Here is a 17,957-nt window from a genome sequence, read left to right as displayed (position 1 = left end):
GAAAGTTTACCCAAGTTTTATCCCTGATGGAGACCAAATTATTCAGTCAAACATATATGACGCGAGTGGAAAATGAAAACACCCGATTGCGTCATTATCTTGAACGCCTTCACCGAAAAACTTTATGCTCTTCTAAGACCGAAGAAATGCGCTCGATACTCACTTAAATTATTACTTCACTACTTGAAGTATCAAATTGTACCTACATCAATGATATCATCCCTTCATTCAGCAACGGGAATAAATCTTGTGGTGTGGACATCTTGTCTGCACCGGACGAGCGCCGATTTGGGAGACAAGCAAGGAGCGATCGCTGATTACAACTTAGCCCTCAAAATTAATTCCAACTATGCTCTTGCCTACATTGTTCGGGGTTTAGCCCGTGCTGAGACAGGAGATAACCAAGGTGGAATTGCTGACTTGCAGAAAGCTGCTGAACTGTTTCGACAACAAGGAAATACACAGTCATATCAAAAAGCGCTGGAGTTAATTAGGAAGTATCAGCAGTAAGTAGGTGGGGAGATGAGGAGATGGGGAGATGGCTTGCTTGTTAATGTTCTGTTTGATTATGTGATTGGCTCTCAAAGAGTATAGGTTCAAGTTTGAAACAAGAAATTCCGGCTTCAGAACCTCAAACTCCAAGCATAAAACGAGAAATTCCGAGTTTAGAACCTGAAACTTGAGATTTTAAATGAGAAACTCCGAGTTCAGAACTTGAAACTCGCAGGTTGAAACGAGAAACTTCGAGTTCAGAACTTGAAACTCGCAGGTTGAAACGAGAAACTTCGAGTTCAGAACTTGAAACTCCTAGGTTGAAACGAGAAACTTTGAGTTTAGAACTTGAAACTCCTAGGTTGAAATGAGAAACTTTGAGTTTAGAACTTGAAACTCAACGAAAAACAAGTTCCCCGATTTGTGTTGAGAAGTCGCTTAACTGTTGGTTTAGGGTGGATTGCGCGATCGCACTCACTTCCACAAAAAAGCGATCGCAATTTTTGGTTTAAATAAATACAGGCGTAAGCAACCAGCTATAATTCCTACAAAATCTTTATTTTTCTAGTTTTTACCTCATGGAAATAACAAAAGTCTCCGATGAAGGGCAAGTAATTATTCCTGAACCATTACGGAAGGCTCATGGCTGGGAAGTTGGTCAGGAACTAATCATAATTGAGATGGATGATGGTATTCTTTTGAAACCAAAGAAATCTTTTCCTGAAACTACTTTAGATGAGGTTGCAGGATGTTTGAAATATCAAGGCACGCCAAAAACTATTGAAGATATGGAGAATGCTATCTGCCAAGGTATAGAGGAATCGTGGCATGGTCGCGGTTGATACTAATATTATTGTACGGCTATTGACCCAAGATGATAAATTACAGTATCAACAGAGTCTAGAGATTTTCCAAAATCATGATGTTTTTATACCAGACATAGTTATTCTCGAAACAGAATGGGTACTAAGATTCGCATATAAATTTCAACGAGAAGAAATATGTACAGCATTGCGAAAGCTTTTTGGTTTACTGAATGTTCATCTGAACAAATGCCAGTTTAATTGCTCAAGTGTTGCAATGGCATGAGATTGGCTTAGATTTTGCGGATGCTTTTCACTTAGCCCAAAGTCAGCATCATACTCAACTCTACACCTTTGATGAGAAATTCGTGAAAGGAACTATAGGGCTAACGAAGTGTGAAGTCAAAAAATCTTAAAGTGAACTTAAGCGATCGCACTCATGGGTACATTTTATTGACCGAACAAAGCACTCATTAAAAAGTAAAAAGGCATTCATAAAGAAAAAGAATAATGATCACGCTTCACCATTATTTATTTATGGAACGATCGGGAAAACATTCCCAATCGAGACGCATAGCGCGAGAAATAATACGTCCAAATCAAGTTAAAAGTTAAAAGTTAAAAGGCACTCATAATAAATTGTCTTTCTTTTTACTTTTTACTTTTTACTTCTTAAGAGACAAGCCCATAAAAACTAATAAACAATCAAAAAAGGTGGCTTTTTAGCCACCTTAACAACAAATTTCCAATTCAAAAAATTTTAATTAAGACCCGGCTAGAACAAAATCTACATCACTTGTTCCGCCTGTTTCTGACTGACCAGAACGCAATTGCTGACCATTTACTTCTACAGCAAAAGGTGTACTGCCTAAGTTGAGATTGTAGTCAGTTTTCTGATTTGTATATCCAACACTGGCAATCATTTTCCGACCAGCATCGGTGTAGAGAAAAGCCAACATTTGATTTTTTTGTTGCTTATTGTCATATGCCCAAATCACCATATATTGATTACCTTGATAATCAAATATCTTCGGCGGACGGTTGGGAACATAACGACCAGCTTCACCAAAGCTTTTATCCAGAAAACCTTGCACAGAGTTAGTTTCTACGGTTGCATAAGCAACTTCTTGTGGAGATGTAGCTACAGCGTCGCCTTGACTTTCATCAACAACTTCTTCTTTACCACGGTTGCGGAAATAATCTACTGCGGCTTTAGTCCCAATGGCACCAACGGCTGCAACTCCAGCACCGATGAGTATATTGCGAAGTTTGTTATTATTCATCGTTGATTTTGATGATTAAAAAACATCATAGTTAATAGTCAAGGGTCAAGGGTCAATAGTCAATAGTCATTAGTCATTAGTCATTGGTCATTTGTTATTGGTTCTTTCTTCTATTTCCCCACTCTTCCACTCCCCCACTCTCCCACTCCTCCATCACCCCACCTCCCCACTTCTTCGCAGTCTCACGCTTGCCAACTCTGCTGCTAATTTGATTGCTGCTTTCATACTCGTTGCATCAGCTATTCCTTTACCAGCAATATCAAATGCTGTACCGTGATCTGGTGAGGTACGAATGAAGGGAAGACCGATAGAAGTATTTACTGCTCTATCAAATGCCATTAGCTTGACTGGAATTAAACCTTGGTCGTGGTAGAGTGCGAGGTAAGCATCAGCAGCTTTGGCAGGATCAATTCCACCATACCAAGCTTGACCAGGCTTGACCCACATTGTATCTGGCGGAATGGGGCCATCTAGCTGCCAATTCGGGCGTTTTTGACGTTCTTGATTTAGCCAGGGAATTAACCAATCTTGTTCTTCACGTCCGAGTTGTCCCTGTTCGCCACTGTGGGGATTTAAACCCGCGATCGCAATTTTTCCATTCTCAATACCAAAATCTTGCTCTAAACACTCCACCAATAAATCAAGTTTTTTCGTCAACAATTCTGGTGTTAACACCTGCGGTACTTGACACAAAGGAATATGCGTAGTGGCTAATAAACTTCGCAGCGTCCAGTCAGTATGGGGCGATCGCGCTACGAATAACATGCCAAATCTATCTGTACCTGACTTTTGAGCTAAAAGTTCTGTTTGCCCTGGATAGTCATACCCCGCTGCCTTCCAAGCAGATTTAGCGATCGGGGCGGTAACTATGGCATCAAATTCTCCTTGTTGAGTTCGGGCGATCGCACATTCGATATAAGCAAAACTAGCTGCGCCACTAGCTGCATTACCCGTTCCAATGACAATTTCACTTTTAATTTGTTCTTCTAGTGGCACGTCAAGAATTGACAAGTTTTCTGGATTTGCCAAAGGTACTAAATTTCCATTTACGAGAACTCTAGTATAATTTTGTAATAGTAATTCCTGGCTACCTACAACAGTTACATCAAAATTTTTACTCAACTCCGGGTCTGCCAAAGCTTTTAAAATCACTTCTGGCCCTATTCCAGCGGGATCTCCCAACGTCAATGCTAGGCGAGGACGATGCGACAGTGGCAAAGTATCATTTTTTTTATTTAATAAAGACATACAAGCAATTCTCTTATCCCAGCTTTTAACTTGCCTTTCAAAAGCGTCTCGATGTGATAATGTTAACTGACACCAGACAATAAATCCCTTTGGGGGCAAAGGGAAAGGGGTAAAGGGAAAAGGAAATTCGACAAATCCCACAACTAAAGTTAGGGACGCTGTTCGAGGACGCTTTTTCTTGCACTATGTGTCTTGTTCAAAAATCTTTCATATTCTCCATCAATAACCATCAATAAATTGAGGGACTTGACCATGAGCATTTTGATTTTCCTTTCCCCTTTAACTTTTCTCCAACCAAAACGCAGTTTTGGTCAATTTTTGAGTCAAGAAACTCTCATACTCCAGTGGTGATATTTGTACCTAGCTATTTACTTAGTTGCAAAGGTTACAATATCTTGTCATTTACTCCGTTTATCCCCGAGGGTTAACCTGAGAATCTGTGTCACAATACTTCATATTAGTCTCATCCTATCAGCTGTTCTGTAAGGCTCTGGTAGACTTAACTTAATTAAACAATTCGCAAAGGAGAATTACAGTAATGGGTGGCGAAATGTTCAATGCAGCGATATTATCCTTCAGCTTAATATTTGTAGGCTGGGGCTTAGGCGCTTTATTACTGAAAATTCAGGGCGCAGAAGAAGAGTAATTCCTTCCCAGAAGCACTTTGAAACCGAGAGGCTCCTTTATAGTCTCTCGCTTGTGTTTGCATCTTCAAAAAGAATGTAAACTTTTGTTTGTTCATGCGATTCTGATAAGATTTTATTCATAAAAGTTTAAGTTTTGTAAAGAACCCTCATGACATTATTAATTGTCGGTGCCACTGGCACCTTGGGAAGACAAGTGGCTCGTCGTGCCATCGATGAGGGGTATAAAGTACGTTGTCTTGTCCGGAGTGCAAAGAAAGCCGCATTTCTCAAAGAGTGGGGTGCGGAACTTGTACCGGGAGATTTGTGCTACCCCCAAACGCTCAAAGCAGCGCTGGAAGGTGTAACCGCAGTCATTGATGCGGCCACTTCTCGTCCCACCGATTCACTGAGTATCAAACAAGTAGACTGGGAAGGCAAGGTATCCTTAATTCAAGCGTGTTTGGCGGCAGGTGTGGAGCGTTTCATATTCTTTTCCATATTGGATGCTGACAAGTATCCAGAAGTGCCGCTGATGGAAATCAAGCGGTGTACAGAATTGTTTTTGGCAGAGTCCGGTTTGAATTACACCGTATTGCAGCTGGCTGGCTTTATGCAAGGCTTAATTGGTCAATATGGAATTCCCATTTTGGAAAACCAGCCAGTTTGGGTGACAGGTGAGTCTTCGCCTATTGCCTATATGGATACTCAAGATATAGCTAAATTTGCCATTCGGGCATTGAGCATACCGGAAACCGAAAAGCGAACTTTCCCAGTGGTTGGTACTCGCGCTTGGAGTGCTGAGGAAATTATTAGTTTGTGCGAGCGCTTATCTGGAAAAGAAGCTAGAGTAACACGGATGCCAGTAAACTTACTGCGTACTATGCGCCGGATGCTGCGGTTCTTCCAATGGGGATGGAATGTAGCAGACAGACTGGCATTTACAGAAGTACTAGCAAGCGGTCGACCTCTCAATGCTTCAATGGATGCAGCATATCAAGTCTTTGGCTTTGATCCAAAAGATACCACAACTCTAGAAAGCTACTTGCAAGAGTACTTCAATCGCATTATGAAGAAGCTCAAAGAGCTAGACTACGAAAAAAATAAAGCCAAAAAAAAGAAAGAAAAAAAGACTCCGTTTAAAAAAGTCAATGGTCAATAGTCAATGGTTGGTTGTTGGTAGTTGGTGGTTGTTTGGAACAGACAACAAACAACAAACAACAAACAACAAACAACTAATGACTAAATTGACCAAAATGTGTAAGGATTAACATAATAAAGAGCAGCGCCTTAAGATTGGATATTTGAGTGTGCCGAAAGCAGGCATTATCTACAACGACGTTAAACCGATAGCAGGTCGCGTCGCCATTGAGTTGGAAGAAAAGTTCACTGCCGCTGGTTGGGATGTCTGCATCACAACTGGCGCTGGTGGTATGTTGGGTTACTCTACCCCAGATAGCCCGGTATGCCACACGCCGATTGAAGGTCTAACGCCTCCTGGCTTTGACTCAGAAACACAGTTTGCGGTTGTGCTGGGTGGAGATGGTACAGTTTTGGCAGCATCTCGCCTGGTAGCTCCTTGTGGTATCCCCATGCTCACAGTTAATACTGGTCATATGGGGTTCTTGACGGAAGCTTACCTTAACCAACTGCCCCAAGCAATAGAGCTGCTAATGGCAGGTGAGTATGAAATTGAAGAACGAGCAATGCTCACTATCAAAGTGTTTCGAGGAGATTCATTACAGTGGGAGGCCCTCTGTTTGAATGAAATGGTGCTACATCGAGAACCATTGACCTCTATGTGCCATTTTGAAATTGCAGTGGGTCGTCACGCGCCAGTCGATGTTGCCGCAGATGGTGTGATTATTTCTACGCCGACTGGTTCTACAGCTTATTCATTGAGTGCTGGCGGGCCTGTGGTAATCCCTGGTGTGCCTGCATTACAGCTAGTGCCTATTTGTCCTCATTCTCTGGCTTCTAGGGCATTGGTGTTTCCCGATACAGAACCAGTAAATATCTACCCAGTAAATACTCCTCGGTTAGTGATGGTGGTTGATGGTAATGGCGGGTGTTATGTTTTGCCAGAGGATCGGGTACACGTAGAGCGATCGCAATATTGTGCTAAATTCATTCGCCTACAATCGCCAGAATTCTTTCGAGTTTTGCGGGAGAAACTAGGCTGGGGTCTGCCACATATTGCTAAACCTACTTCGGTGGAATTGCCGTAATAGTCAATGGTCATTTGTCATTTGTCATTGGTTAGTAGTTAGTGGTTAGTAGTTAGTGGCGTAACAAGTCAAAAGTCACGCATTCACGCATTCAAAAGTCAAAAAGATTCTTAATTTTGAATTTTGAATTATTTTCTCCCCATCTCCCCATCTCCCACTCGCCCACTCTCCCCCTCCCCTATTCCCCATTCCCTAAATTTTGAACTAGAGATTAAATTTATTGCTTCTGAGTGTTCGGATTGCTGAATCTGATACATTAACGTGCTAAAACTTTTTAGATAATGTGTCAAATTATGATATGTCTATAGCCAAATACTCCCAAACTGCTTCTTCCCTATCCAACATCTGAAGTAAAATATTAATATGACGCTTGCTCATACCCCCTGTGTTTTGGTGATTGAAAGCGACGAAAATCTCGCACACCAGATCGCTTTTGATTTAAAAGAAACTGGCTACGATCCTGTTGTGGCTCATGATGGAACAAACGGTTTGCAACAAGGCCGCGATCGCCAACCAGCTTTGGTTGTAATTGACAGGATGCTGGCAGGAGAATCAGGACTCTCGTTGTGTAAAAATCTCAGAACAGCCGGAATGCGATCGCCTGTGCTGGTATTAATGGCACGGGATACAGTGGACGATCGCGTCGCTTGTCTAGAAGCAGGAGCTGATGATTACTTCCTCAAACCTTATCGTTCCGAAGATTTTTTGAACTTAATTCGCCTGTACTTAAAACCTGATATTGATACGACAGAGCAGTTACGTTTTGGGGATCTAATTTTAGACCTTGCAACCCGCCGCGCTATTCATAACGGACGAGCAATAGACTTGACAATGAAAGAATTTGAATTGCTCAAGTATCTGATGGAACACCCCCGTGAAGTATTAACCCGGGAACAAATTCTAGAAAATGTTTGGGGTTACGACTTTATGGGCGAATCAAATGTGATAGAAGTGTATATTCGCTACTTACGCCTAAAAATAGAAGATGAAGGTCAAAAGCGCTTGATTCAAACAGTGCGTGGTGTCGGTTATGTCTTAAGAGAATCTTAGAAGTAGGAGTGGGAGATGGGGAGAGTGGGCATCGGGCATCGGGCATCGAGCATCGGGCATCGGGCATTGGGAATTGGGGAAGGTGGGGCCCCCTCTGGGGATAAGGGGTAATGGGGATTGGGGATTGGGCATAGTTAAAAACCACTAACTACTAACCACTATCCACTAACTACTAACCAATGACAAATGACAAATGACTATTAACTAAAATTTATGATTCGTTCACTAACTTTGCTTTCACTACTTTTGGGTGTTCTACTAATAGGCTGTTCTAGTCCAACACCTGCTAAACCTCCTAGTTCTAGCTCCTCTGCACCAGTGAATACTGAGCAACAATCACTTACAAAGGGTCAGCAGTTACCAATTTCTGCTCGCGCCGTTGTTCCTAATGGCATCAAAATTGATTTAGAAGTAGCACGAACACCTGAACAACAACAGATGGGGTTGATGTATCGACCTGCTTTACCAGACAATCGGGGGATGCTGTTTCATTTCTCTTCACCACTGGCTGCTAGTTTTTGGATGAAAAATGTACCCGTACCCCTAGATATGGTCTTTTTACGCAAAGGGGTAGTCCAAGCGATCGCTGCTGCTGTACCTCCCTGTAAAGCCGATCCTTGTCCCACGTATGGCCCAAGAACACAAATCGATCAGGTGATTGAACTGCGTTCGGGGCGAGCCGCAGAATTAGGGTTAAAAGCTGGGGATCGTGTCAAAATTGATTTCTTTGATATCAGTAATTTACGGAGATGATAATTTGACCTAGGTTACTAGGATACCTATAAAATCGTACTTTTACAGATTCTGATAAAAAATTCACTAAATACCTGGTAAAAAAGTTAATAGTGAAGTTAATATCTAATACAGTGTCAAACAGATGAATCCCTAAGATTTCTAGGCGGGGATCGCTATTTTAGCATTTGGTAACTAAAATCTATCTTTTGGCGTACGTGTAAAGATTGGCCAATAAGAGATTATATAGCAAAGGAATCCTCCTCACTACAGGTGTATTCAAATAAACAATTGCAGTAAAAAGGAGAAATCCAATTAACTAGATCGGCTGCTTGAGATCTAAATATATAAAGTAGCGCTAAAATTAATAACTTCCGCAGACTTTTGTCAAGGAGCACCTAATACACAAACTGCTTTAGTTTGTTGATTGGGCGATTGCTCAGTAACAGATGAAAGACTGACTACTAGCTACTTAAAAGTTGTGGCATCAATGATGACCGCACGAACTACTGAAGGGGGTGAACTACAAAATGCTACCATCTAACTATTCTCAATTGATTAATTTTTTGCAAGAGGAACTGGCAATTTCCGCAGCCTCTATTGATGTTGCTCTTCGTCACAGTCAGCAAGATCCTGGTCCTTTGCCGATGATTCTTTGGCAATACGGGTTGATTACTCTCGAACAATTAGAACAAATTTATGATTGGCTAGAAACAGCAGCATAGGTATGAGTAGCTTCTTCAGGAGGATAAATATATGTGGGTTCGACTCTGCCTTTTGCAAAGCCTGGTAAAGAGGAAAAGTCGCTCTAGCAGTCTTGATTGTGTCGGCTATAACAAGTTACAAGAGCGGGTTGAGAAATCAGCCCGCTCTTTAAATTTGTTAACACTTGGTTGTTGGTTAGTAGTTAGTAGTTAGTAGTTAGTAGTTAGTAGTTAGTAGTTATACTAGGTTGCAGTCAAAGATAGTACTTCCCTCACCCCCTCACCCCGCCTGCTGGCACCCCTCTCCCAATTTGGAACAGGGGAGGGGGAGAGGGCACGAATTGCTATATCTGAACACAACTTGGTATTAGTTAGTGCCTACTACCCACTAACCACTATCCACTAACCATTAACAAATTGGTAAGTTAACTTCTCCTAAAAGATTGATGCATATGGAGTGGGGACGCGACTAGTGACAGGACATTAACAAATTGGTAAGTTAACTTCTCCTAAAAGCACTCTTTGTGTTGCTCCAGTGACGGTTGGTAGATTACCAGGAGTACCTAATTGTCGCCAGTAGGCTAAAACTGCAAAGGCGATCGCTTCTTTGAAGTCCGCACTCAATCCAACTTCATCGGTTGTTAAAACTGGCACTGAAGTCAAAAGCTGTTGCAGGCGATGTTTTAAATAAAGATTGCGACTGCCACCGCCGCATAAAAATACTCGTTGTGGCATGTGTGGCAAAAAAGAGCGGTAACTGTGAACAATTGAAGCAGCTGTAAGTTCTGTGAAAGTAGCTAGCAAATCTGCTGAACTTAGTTGGTATGGTTCAGCATCTTTTATACACTGTTGTAGGTAAGCAAAGCCGAATAATTCTCGACCCGTGGATTTGGGTGGTGGCAGATGAAAGTACTCTTGCTGAAGCCATTGTTCTACTAGTGCATGGCATGGTGTACCACTCGCTGCCCAAGAGCCGTTTTCGTCATAGGTTTTTGCGTCATTAGTTAAATACTGTACTGCCAGATCCAACAGGCTATTTCCCGGCCCTGTATCCCAACCGCGAATCTTCTCCAGCCAGTTATCCCCCCGAGGCGGTATATAAGTAACATTACCTATGCCGCCAATATTTTGAATACAACATGATTCTTGGGGATGACTGAGCAAAGCTGCATCTACAGGAGATACAAGGGGCGCACCTTGACCACCAGCAGCAATATCCGCTACACGGAAGTTACTCACGGTCGTAATGCCCGTTAATTGAGCAATGACAGCACCGCGACCGAGTTGGAGGGTGTAACCAAGGAATCGAGGAGTGGGGGAGTGGAGGAGTGGGGGAGTAAGTAAGTTACTGATTTCTCCCCCTCTCCCAACGCCAGGTGCTTTATGCCGGGGAACCCTTTCGGCAGTTCCTTCTGGGGGAAACCCCCAAGACCGGACTGCCTCACCACCGCACTGGCTCCTCTCCCCCTCTCCCCTTCCTCCTTGAGGTGGTCGATGATAAACTGTCTGACCGTGGGAGCCAATTAAATTAGCTGTTTCGTGACCAATTTGAATATTTTGTGCTGCTTGGGCAAAGGCAATGGCGATCGCATCATCTAATTCTGCCAATTCTGCCATTGAGATAGCTTTTCCAGCACAAACAGCCAGAATGCATTCTCTCATTTCATCTGGGTATGGATATGTTGCCCCAGCTAGCAATTCTACTTTTAAATCGAAGTCTGTACCAGAAATATCAACTAAAGCTGCATCTATACCGTCTACAGATGTGCCGCTGATTAAACCGATGACGTATGTCATAAATATTGTTAGTGGTTAGTGGTTAGTGGTTAGTGGTTAGTGGTTAGTAGTTAGTGGTTAGTAGTTAGTGGTTAGTAGTTAGTGGTTGTTAACTATGCCCAATGCCCGATGCTCGATGCCCACTCCCTCACTCTCCCACTCTCCCACTCCCCAGTCCCTAGTCCCCATTCTCCGAATACATTTTTTTATCAGTAGCAATGATATGTAAATCGACGTTTTTAAGCAACTTTACTAATTTTTGAGTTAAAGATCCTCTTAAAAATAATTGCCAGCGCGATCGCTGACTTTCACCGATCACAATCTGGGTAATGTGGTATTTCTGGGCAACCTCGGCGATCGCTTTAGCGATGTTGCTGCTGGTAACGCGAATAAAAGTACCTTCAAATTCTTTACAGAGTTTCTCGCACATATCGATGTGCAAGCTTTCCTCTTTAGTGAGGAAGCGGTCTGGGTCGGCAACAAATACGGCAAAAAGAGGAGCATTCATGTAGTTGGCAAGCCTAGCACCCCGACGTAATAATTGCAGTGAGTTGGGATAGGTAGAGACGCAAACTAACACCCGCTCTTGAATATTACAGAATTCACCTTGTAGAGTAGCGCCGTTCGCGAAACTTGCACCGAGTTCTCTTGCTTCTTCTTCAACGTTGTCTGCGATTTCCCGCAATGCCAACTCGCGTAAAGCAACCAAGTTGCGACGCTGGAAAAAGTGATTGAGTGCTTGTTGAATTTTTTGCGGGGCGTAGATTTTACCTTCTAGTAACCTTTCTTCTAGAGTTTCTGGCGTAACATCTACTACAACTACTTCATCTGCATCATCCAGAATGCGGTCAGGAATGCGTTCCCGCACTACTACACCAGTGATTCTTGCTACTAAGTCATTGAGGCTCTCCAAATGTTGAATATTCATGGTGGAGTAGACATCAATGCCGTGCTGCAAAATGATTTCTACATCTTGGTAGCGTTTTTCGCGGGGTGAACCAGGGACATTGGTATGTGCCAATTCATCAACTAATACCAATTGAGGCGATCGCGCTAAAATCGCATCCGTGTCCATTTCTGTCAGCATCAAATTACCGCGTGGTATTGAAGCGCGCGGTAATATTTCCAACCCTTCCGCCATTTCTGCTGTCTCTTTGCGTCCGTGGGTTTCCAACAACCCAATCACAACATCAATCCCTTCTTCTTTAAGTGCATGTGCTTCTTCCAGCATTCGGTAAGTTTTGCCAACGCCAGGAGCCATACCTATAAAAATTTTGTGTTTGCCGCGACGTGCTGGATACATGAAAGTAAAAATAAGTAAACGTATTTTTCGCGGTGACTGTTAGTGGTTAGTGGATAGTGGTTAGTAGGAAATAACAGCTAACTACCAACTACTATCTACTAACTACCAACTACTATCTACTAACCACTAACTACTAACCACTAACTACTATCAACCAACAACTAAATAATTTATTGATTTCGTCCCCGGTTAATTTCTTGAAGGTCAAGAGCATAATTCAATTTCAGAAGATTAACTCCAGGCTCACCAAAAATACCTAAAAATCTATCATCCGTATACTGTTGAATTAATGGCAATATTTCCTCTCGGGTAATACCGCGTGCGCTAGCAACCCTCTCTAATTGTTCCTGGGCTGTTCTGACAGAAATATGGGGGTCTAAACCAGATCCAGAAGTGTAAATGAGGTCGGCAAACGGTTGAATACTCTCGTCTCTGAGTTGATTTGATCGTTCAACAATGCGATTCAGCAACTCTGGATTGCTAGGAGCGAGGTTGCTTGCACCTGAAATACCTGTTGGCTTACCCAGTTTCCCTTGGCTATACCTAATAGTACTGGGACGACCCTGAAAATAGCGGTCAGATCGGAACTGTTGACCAATCAAAGCCGAACCAATATTCTCTCCTTGGATATTCTGCATGATGCTACCTTTTGCCTGGTATCTAAATACTTGACCTACTCCTAGGGTGGCGACAGGATAAATAATTGCTGTTAATAACCAGAGAAGTACAGTCATGCGAATCGCCCTGGCAATTTCTCGAATAATAAACATAGATTTCTTCTGCTTTCTATTTAGAAGCGTTCTGGTTGAAAAATCACAAAAAATAGATAGATTATAAGTGCCAAGGTGACAAATCCCAAAATGCCTATAGCCCAAGCCGAACGACGTTCCAAGGCGCCATCAGCTGCTGCATAAACAATAGGAGCAATAATCAAATTCAGACACAAACTGATAAAAATCGCTAATGGTAATTTTTGTATGCGCCATTGTGACCAAATAAAAGAAATTGCTTTCAACAAATCCACAGGTAAAAACCTGCGTTGTAAATTAATTATTTTCATACTCTTTTCCCACTCTTCCCTTTGTGTTCTTCGTGTACTTTGTGGTTCGTTTTCTAAGTACAGCTTTGCATAAAATCGTAGCTTTTTTAAACGCAGAGGCTCGCAGAGTCAGCGCACCAGGTAGCAGAGTGTTTCTACATTTAATTCGTTACGAATTTGCGCAACATTGCACTAAGCCAATCCTATTGCTGTAATTGCCAGATCAATTAACTTAATCGCGATAAACGGTGCAATTACACCACCTAAGCCATAAATAAAAATATTGCGTTGCAGCAGTTGATTGGATGTGAGTGGTCTAAACTTCACACCCTTTAGTGCCAAGGGAATTAAGACAGGAATAATCAAAGCATTATAAATTAGTGCTGACAGCACAGCAGAATTAGTGCTGGTCAGCTTCATAATATTCAAACTTTGTAAATTAGCAGAAGCAAATAATACTGGAATAATCGCAAAGTACTTAGCAATATCGTTGGCAATGGAGAATGTTGTTAATGCCCCACGAGTAATCAGTAATTGTTTACCAATGCCAACTATATCGATCAGTTTGGTAGGATCGGAGTCTAAGTCAACCATATTCGCTGCTTCTTTGGCTGCCTGAGTACCCGTATTCATTGCTACCCCGACATTGGCCTGTGCTAGTGCTGGTGCGTCGTTTGTACCGTCTCCCGTCATCGCCACCAGTTTGCCTTCTGCTTGTTCCCTTTGAATGACGGCAATTTTGTCTTCTGGGGTAGCTTCGGCAATAAAGTCATCGACTCCCGCCTCTTTGGCGATTACAGAAGCAGTGATGCGGTTATCGCCAGTTAACATGATGGTACGCACTCCCATGCGCCGCAATTGCTCAAAGCGATCGCGTATTCCCGGTTTAACAATATCCTTAAGATAAATCACACCGTAGATTTCACCATCCAGGCAAACTGCTAAGGGTGTGCCTCCTTGCTGTGAAACTAATTCGTAGGCAGAATCTAGTTCTGGAGTATCTTGACCTCTACGCGATGCTCCAGAGGAGCCGCTACGCGAACGCACAAATCCCTTGATCGCATTTACCGCCCCCTTACGCGCTTCTTTCCCGTTGGGTAAGTTTGTACCACTCATGCGAGTTCTGGCGGAGAATTCGACTCCTTCAGCTTTTTCACGGTCGAAATCAATACTTGCGCCTAATTTTTCGGCTAGCCGGACAATCGATTTTCCTTCTGGTGTGTCATCAAATATACTTGCTACCAGCGCTACATAAGCAATTTCCTGCATGGTGTGACCGTTGACAGGAATGAAACCCTCTGCCAATCGGTTCCCCAAGGTAATCGTACCTGTTTTGTCAAGAACCAAGGAGTTAACATCGCCACAAGCTTCTACTGCTCGTCCGGAGGTGGCAATGACATTAAACTGGGCGACTCGATCCATGCCAGCGATACCGATCGCACTGAGTAAGCCACCAATAGTCGTTGGGATCAGTGCCACTAATAATGCCACTAAAATTGCCACGCTGACTGGACTTTGAACGTAGTTGGCAATTGATGGTAGTGTTGCCACAACAAAAAGAAATACCAAGCTCAGAACTGCTAGTAACACCGTCAGGGCAATTTCATTTGGTGTCTTGCTACGTTCAGCCCCTTCCACCAGGGCAATCATCCGGTCAATAAATCCTTTGCCTGGGTCAGCTGTGATGCGAATAATTAGTTCATCGGAGATGATCCGCGTACCGCCAGTAACCGAACTGGCAACATCTGAGCCTGTTTCTTTTAATACAGGGGCAGATTCACCAGTGATCGCCGATTCATCTACGCTGGCGGTTCCCATAATCACCTCGCCATCGGCGGGGATGGTATCACCAGCCACAACGTAGACAGTATCACCTTGTTGCAGGCTGGTGGAAGGAACTTCTGAAATCGTGCCATCGGGAGAAAGTTTTTTGGCGATAGTTTCTGATTTAGTTGAGCGCAAAGCATCGGCTTGTGCCTTACCCCTACCTTCTGCAACTGCCTCGGCAAAATCGGCAAACCACACAGTAAAAAACAAAATCACCGTAATCAAGCCGTTGAAAAGTCGTGGGTTTTTGTCTGGAACCGGCCCGAACAAGTCGGGTTCAATTGTGACTGCAAGGGTGACGAATGTCCCAACCCAGACTAGAAACATCACCGGATTCTTGATTGCTTGTTTAGGATTGAGCTTGACAAAAGCATCTTTGATGGCTCTACGATAAATCCCTTTAGTCTTTACCCGTGACTGTTTGCGTGCATGACGGCGATCGTAGGGACGAGAACGTGGGGATCTGGGAGATTTGGAGGTAGTAGCAGCTGGTTTCATATATTCAGGGAATGGGGAAATGGGGGAGTGGAGGAGTGGAGGAGTGGAAGAGTGGGGGAGTGGAAGAGTGGGGGAGTGGGGGAGTGGGAGAGTGGAGGAGTGGGGGAGTAATTTTGAATTTTGAATTGTTCATTTCCCCCCTCTCCCTTTCTCCCCCTCTCCCCCTCTTAATTTCTCCCTCTCCCCTTCTCCCTCTCTCCCCCTCCTAATATTTCCTTCTCCTATGTTTGCTAGCTGCCGCCGGCGATCTTAAATCCTTCCGCAATTGGGCCTAAAGCCAAAACAGGGAAGAAAGTGAGTACACCTAAAATCAAAATTACGCCAGCTGTGACGCTAGTAAATAGCAGAGTATCAGTTCTGAGCGTGCCTGGAGATTCCGGTACTGTTTGTTTGTGAGCCATACTGTCAGCTAACAGCAGCATGGCAATAATCGGAACGTAGCGCCCTAGCAGTAAGCTGGGAATGGTACTTAAATTCCACCACAGAGTACCATCTGCTAAGCCTTCAAAGCCAGAGCCATTATTCGCACTTGCTGAGGTATATTCGTAAACGACTTGGGAGATACCGTGAAAACCAGGGTTAGTAATACCAGCCAAGGTTTGTGGAAAGTACAAGGTAATGGCACTGGGAATCAAAACCGCTATTGGGTGAATCAGTAAGACTACGCTGGCGAGAACGATTTCCCGCTTCTCGATTTTTCGCCTCAAAAACTCTGGAGTGCGTCCCACCATCAAACCTGTCAAGAATACAGTGATAATTAAATAAATAAACAGGTAGGCGGTTCCTGTTCCTTGACCTCCCCAAATGATTTGTAAGAACATATTTAATAAGGTAGAGAAACCTCCAGTTGACATCAGGGAATCGTGCATACCGTTGACAGCACCAGTCATGGTAGCAGTGGTGGCTACTGCCCAAAACGCAGTCATGATTGAGCCAAAGCGGATTTCTTTACCTTCTAAATTTGGTTGTTCAAATCCCAAAGTGGCATTAACCAGAGGATTGCCTTGATACTCGCCGATCGCTGTTATACCCACTAAAATCAAAAAAATCACACATACCATCCACCAAAGCAGCCAAGCTTGTTTGATGTTCTTCGCAAACAATCCATAGGTGTAAATCAACGCCGCCGGAATTGAAAGCATGGCGATCATTTCGATTAAGTTAGAAGCGCCATTAGGATTTTCAAAGGGATGGGCAGAATTAGCAGCAAAAAAACCACCACCGTTTTCGCCCAATAGTTTGATCATCTCAAAAGATGCCACCGGCCCTCTGGCTATATACTGGGTTGATCCTTCTAAAGTGGTGACAATTTCAGGTGCAAGTAATGTTTGCGGTATGCCTGAGATAATTAAGGCGATCGCCCCTACAAAAGATATTGGCAGCAATATCCGCGTAATCGCGCGGGTAATATCTACGTAAAAATTTCCCAACGGTCTACCTGTTAAGCCGCGAATAAAGGCAATACCTACTGCCAACCCAGTTGCGGCTGAGGTGAACATCAAAAAGCCCAAAGCTGCTGTTTGACTGAAATAACTTAAAGTTGTCTCAGGAATGTAGTGCTGTTGGTCGGTATTCGTTAGAAATGAAATTGTTGTGTGCAGTGCTAAGTCCCAGCTAGGTGCTTGAAAATTCATCGGATTGAGAGGCAAATATCCCTGATATTTGAAAATCAAGTAAACAACAACGCCCATCAAGAAATTGCTGCCTAGCACTGCTCGGATATACTGCCAACAGGTCATATCCTGTTTCCAACGTACACCGCCTAATATGTAAATAATTCGCTCGATCGGATTCAATACGGAGTCAAACAGCGTTCTTTCGCCTAAGAATACACGTGCTATGTATTTTCCAAAAAAAGGAGTAATTGTGATTAAAATACAAAGCGTTAACCCAATTTGCAAAAAACCTTGTGCCATGTATTTGATGCTGATTTATAGTTTGTTCGGCTTCACTACTAGAAAGCCAATTTTATGAATAACGCTTGATTTCTTCTAAATTTATTGATTTCCTGCAATTGAGTGATATCTCATCACCTCAACTTCTCAATCTGCATTGACTAGTTATGATTCTTACTAACTTCCAGATTATTCTTAGGTGAATTCTTTTGTAAGAATACTTAAAATTTCACATTATTTATCTCCCATGAGTTATATTATTATAATTTTTACTCGCAATCAATCTATTATTGATGTTTGCTACTTTGAAATAAATAACCCTCCTTTTTGAGTTATTATACTCAAAATAATACATGAGTTAGTATTAATTTACACAACATAATCTATCATATAAATATCAAATGTCACATAGTGAATTTGATAGGCGTATGTGGTTAGAATGCTCATAAAAAAAGT

General features: G+C 42.8%; 16 protein-coding genes and 2 pseudogenes. 10 read left to right on the top strand and 8 right to left on the bottom strand.

Going from position 1 to position 17,957, the window contains the following annotated elements:
- From FIS9605_RS41190 to FIS9605_RS37940, 4 genes and pseudogenes are all read left to right on the top strand, one after another.
- Window positions 1–204: pseudogene (locus FIS9605_RS41190) on the top strand (IS1 family transposase); the annotation flags it as partial.
- A gap of 45 nt (window positions 205–249) precedes the next feature.
- On the top strand, window positions 250–510 hold the full coding sequence (locus FIS9605_RS0123715) for a tetratricopeptide repeat protein (protein ID WP_051470121.1): 261 nt from the start codon (window positions 250–252) through the stop codon (window positions 508–510).
- 560 nt (window positions 511–1,070) lie between these two features.
- The gene (locus tag FIS9605_RS0123710; protein ID WP_026734816.1) at window positions 1,071–1,334 is read left to right on the top strand and encodes an AbrB/MazE/SpoVT family DNA-binding domain-containing protein; all 264 of its coding nucleotides are present in this window, start codon (window positions 1,071–1,073) and stop codon (window positions 1,332–1,334) included.
- Window positions 1,321–1,581, top strand: coding sequence for a type II toxin-antitoxin system VapC family toxin (locus FIS9605_RS37940; protein ID WP_231510440.1), 261 nt, complete (start codon window positions 1,321–1,323; stop codon window positions 1,579–1,581). The genes FIS9605_RS0123710 and FIS9605_RS37940 overlap by 14 nt, the downstream gene beginning before the upstream one ends.
- 478 nt (window positions 1,582–2,059) lie before the next feature.
- On the opposite strand, the gene FIS9605_RS0123700 is transcribed toward FIS9605_RS37940, so the two are convergent.
- Window positions 2,060–2,578 carry a hypothetical protein gene (locus tag FIS9605_RS0123700; protein WP_026734815.1) on the bottom strand — a complete coding sequence of 173 codons (519 nt, stop codon included), beginning with the start codon at window positions 2,576–2,578 and terminating at the stop codon, window positions 2,060–2,062.
- A 153-nt stretch (window positions 2,579–2,731) separates the two neighbouring features.
- On the bottom strand, window positions 2,732–3,826 hold the full coding sequence (gene pdxA, locus FIS9605_RS0123695) for a 4-hydroxythreonine-4-phosphate dehydrogenase PdxA (protein ID WP_026734814.1): 1,095 nt from the start codon (window positions 3,824–3,826) through the stop codon (window positions 2,732–2,734).
- A 538-nt stretch (window positions 3,827–4,364) separates the two neighbouring features.
- Between pdxA and petM the strand changes: the two genes are divergently transcribed.
- The 6 genes and pseudogenes from petM to FIS9605_RS0123660 all read left to right on the top strand — a co-directional run bounded on the left by petM (window position 4,365) and on the right by FIS9605_RS0123660 (window position 9,184).
- Complete coding sequence (gene petM, locus FIS9605_RS0123690) at window positions 4,365–4,472, top strand: cytochrome b6-f complex subunit PetM (RefSeq protein ID WP_026734813.1); 108 nt, start codon at window positions 4,365–4,367, stop codon at window positions 4,470–4,472.
- A gap of 149 nt (window positions 4,473–4,621) precedes the next feature.
- Window positions 4,622–5,611 (top strand): SDR family oxidoreductase, encoded by a 990-nt coding sequence (locus FIS9605_RS0123685; protein ID WP_026734812.1) that lies wholly within the window; start codon window positions 4,622–4,624, stop codon window positions 5,609–5,611.
- Window positions 5,612–5,759: 148 nt separating this feature from the next.
- A complete protein-coding gene (locus FIS9605_RS0123675) occupies window positions 5,760–6,677 on the top strand; it encodes an NAD(+) kinase (protein ID WP_026734811.1) in 918 nt (305 codons plus the stop codon).
- 363 nt (window positions 6,678–7,040) lie between these two features.
- Complete coding sequence (nblR, locus tag FIS9605_RS0123670; protein WP_026734810.1) at window positions 7,041–7,727, top strand: response regulator transcription factor NblR; 687 nt, start codon at window positions 7,041–7,043, stop codon at window positions 7,725–7,727.
- 213 nt (window positions 7,728–7,940) lie between these two features.
- Window positions 7,941–8,480, top strand: coding sequence for a DUF192 domain-containing protein (locus FIS9605_RS0123665; protein ID WP_026734809.1), 540 nt, complete (start codon window positions 7,941–7,943; stop codon window positions 8,478–8,480).
- Between the two features lie 472 nt (window positions 8,481–8,952).
- A pseudogene (locus FIS9605_RS0123660) lies at window positions 8,953–9,184 on the top strand (DUF2949 domain-containing protein).
- Between the two features lie 462 nt (window positions 9,185–9,646).
- Here FIS9605_RS0123660 and FIS9605_RS0123655 read toward each other — a convergent pair.
- From FIS9605_RS0123655 to kdpA, 6 genes are all read right to left on the bottom strand, one after another.
- Window positions 9,647–10,960, bottom strand: coding sequence for an anhydro-N-acetylmuramic acid kinase (locus tag FIS9605_RS0123655; RefSeq protein WP_026734807.1), 1,314 nt, complete (start codon window positions 10,958–10,960; stop codon window positions 9,647–9,649).
- A 157-nt stretch (window positions 10,961–11,117) separates the two neighbouring features.
- Complete coding sequence (locus FIS9605_RS0123650; RefSeq protein WP_035140126.1) at window positions 11,118–12,242, bottom strand: universal stress protein; 1,125 nt, start codon at window positions 12,240–12,242, stop codon at window positions 11,118–11,120.
- A gap of 170 nt (window positions 12,243–12,412) precedes the next feature.
- Window positions 12,413–13,012: a K(+)-transporting ATPase subunit C gene (gene kdpC / locus FIS9605_RS0123645; protein WP_026734805.1), complete on the bottom strand. Its 600-nt coding sequence runs from the start codon at window positions 13,010–13,012 to the stop codon at window positions 12,413–12,415.
- Between the two features lie 20 nt (window positions 13,013–13,032).
- Window positions 13,033–13,302 (bottom strand): K(+)-transporting ATPase subunit F, encoded by a 270-nt coding sequence (gene kdpF, locus FIS9605_RS0123640; RefSeq protein ID WP_026734804.1) that lies wholly within the window; start codon window positions 13,300–13,302, stop codon window positions 13,033–13,035.
- Window positions 13,303–13,473: 171 nt separating this feature from the next.
- The gene (gene kdpB, locus FIS9605_RS0123635) at window positions 13,474–15,606 is read right to left on the bottom strand and encodes a potassium-transporting ATPase subunit KdpB (protein WP_026734803.1); all 2,133 of its coding nucleotides are present in this window, start codon (window positions 15,604–15,606) and stop codon (window positions 13,474–13,476) included.
- A gap of 230 nt (window positions 15,607–15,836) precedes the next feature.
- Window positions 15,837–17,522: a potassium-transporting ATPase subunit KdpA gene (gene kdpA, locus FIS9605_RS0123625; protein WP_026734801.1), complete on the bottom strand. Its 1,686-nt coding sequence runs from the start codon at window positions 17,520–17,522 to the stop codon at window positions 15,837–15,839.
- Window positions 17,523–17,957 lie beyond the last annotated feature (435 nt).

Source organism: Fischerella sp. PCC 9605 (genome assembly GCF_000517105.1).
In the GTDB taxonomy this organism is placed as follows: domain Bacteria; phylum Cyanobacteriota; class Cyanobacteriia; order Cyanobacteriales; family Nostocaceae; genus PCC9605.
This window is presented reverse-complemented; position numbering and strand designations above follow the sequence as displayed.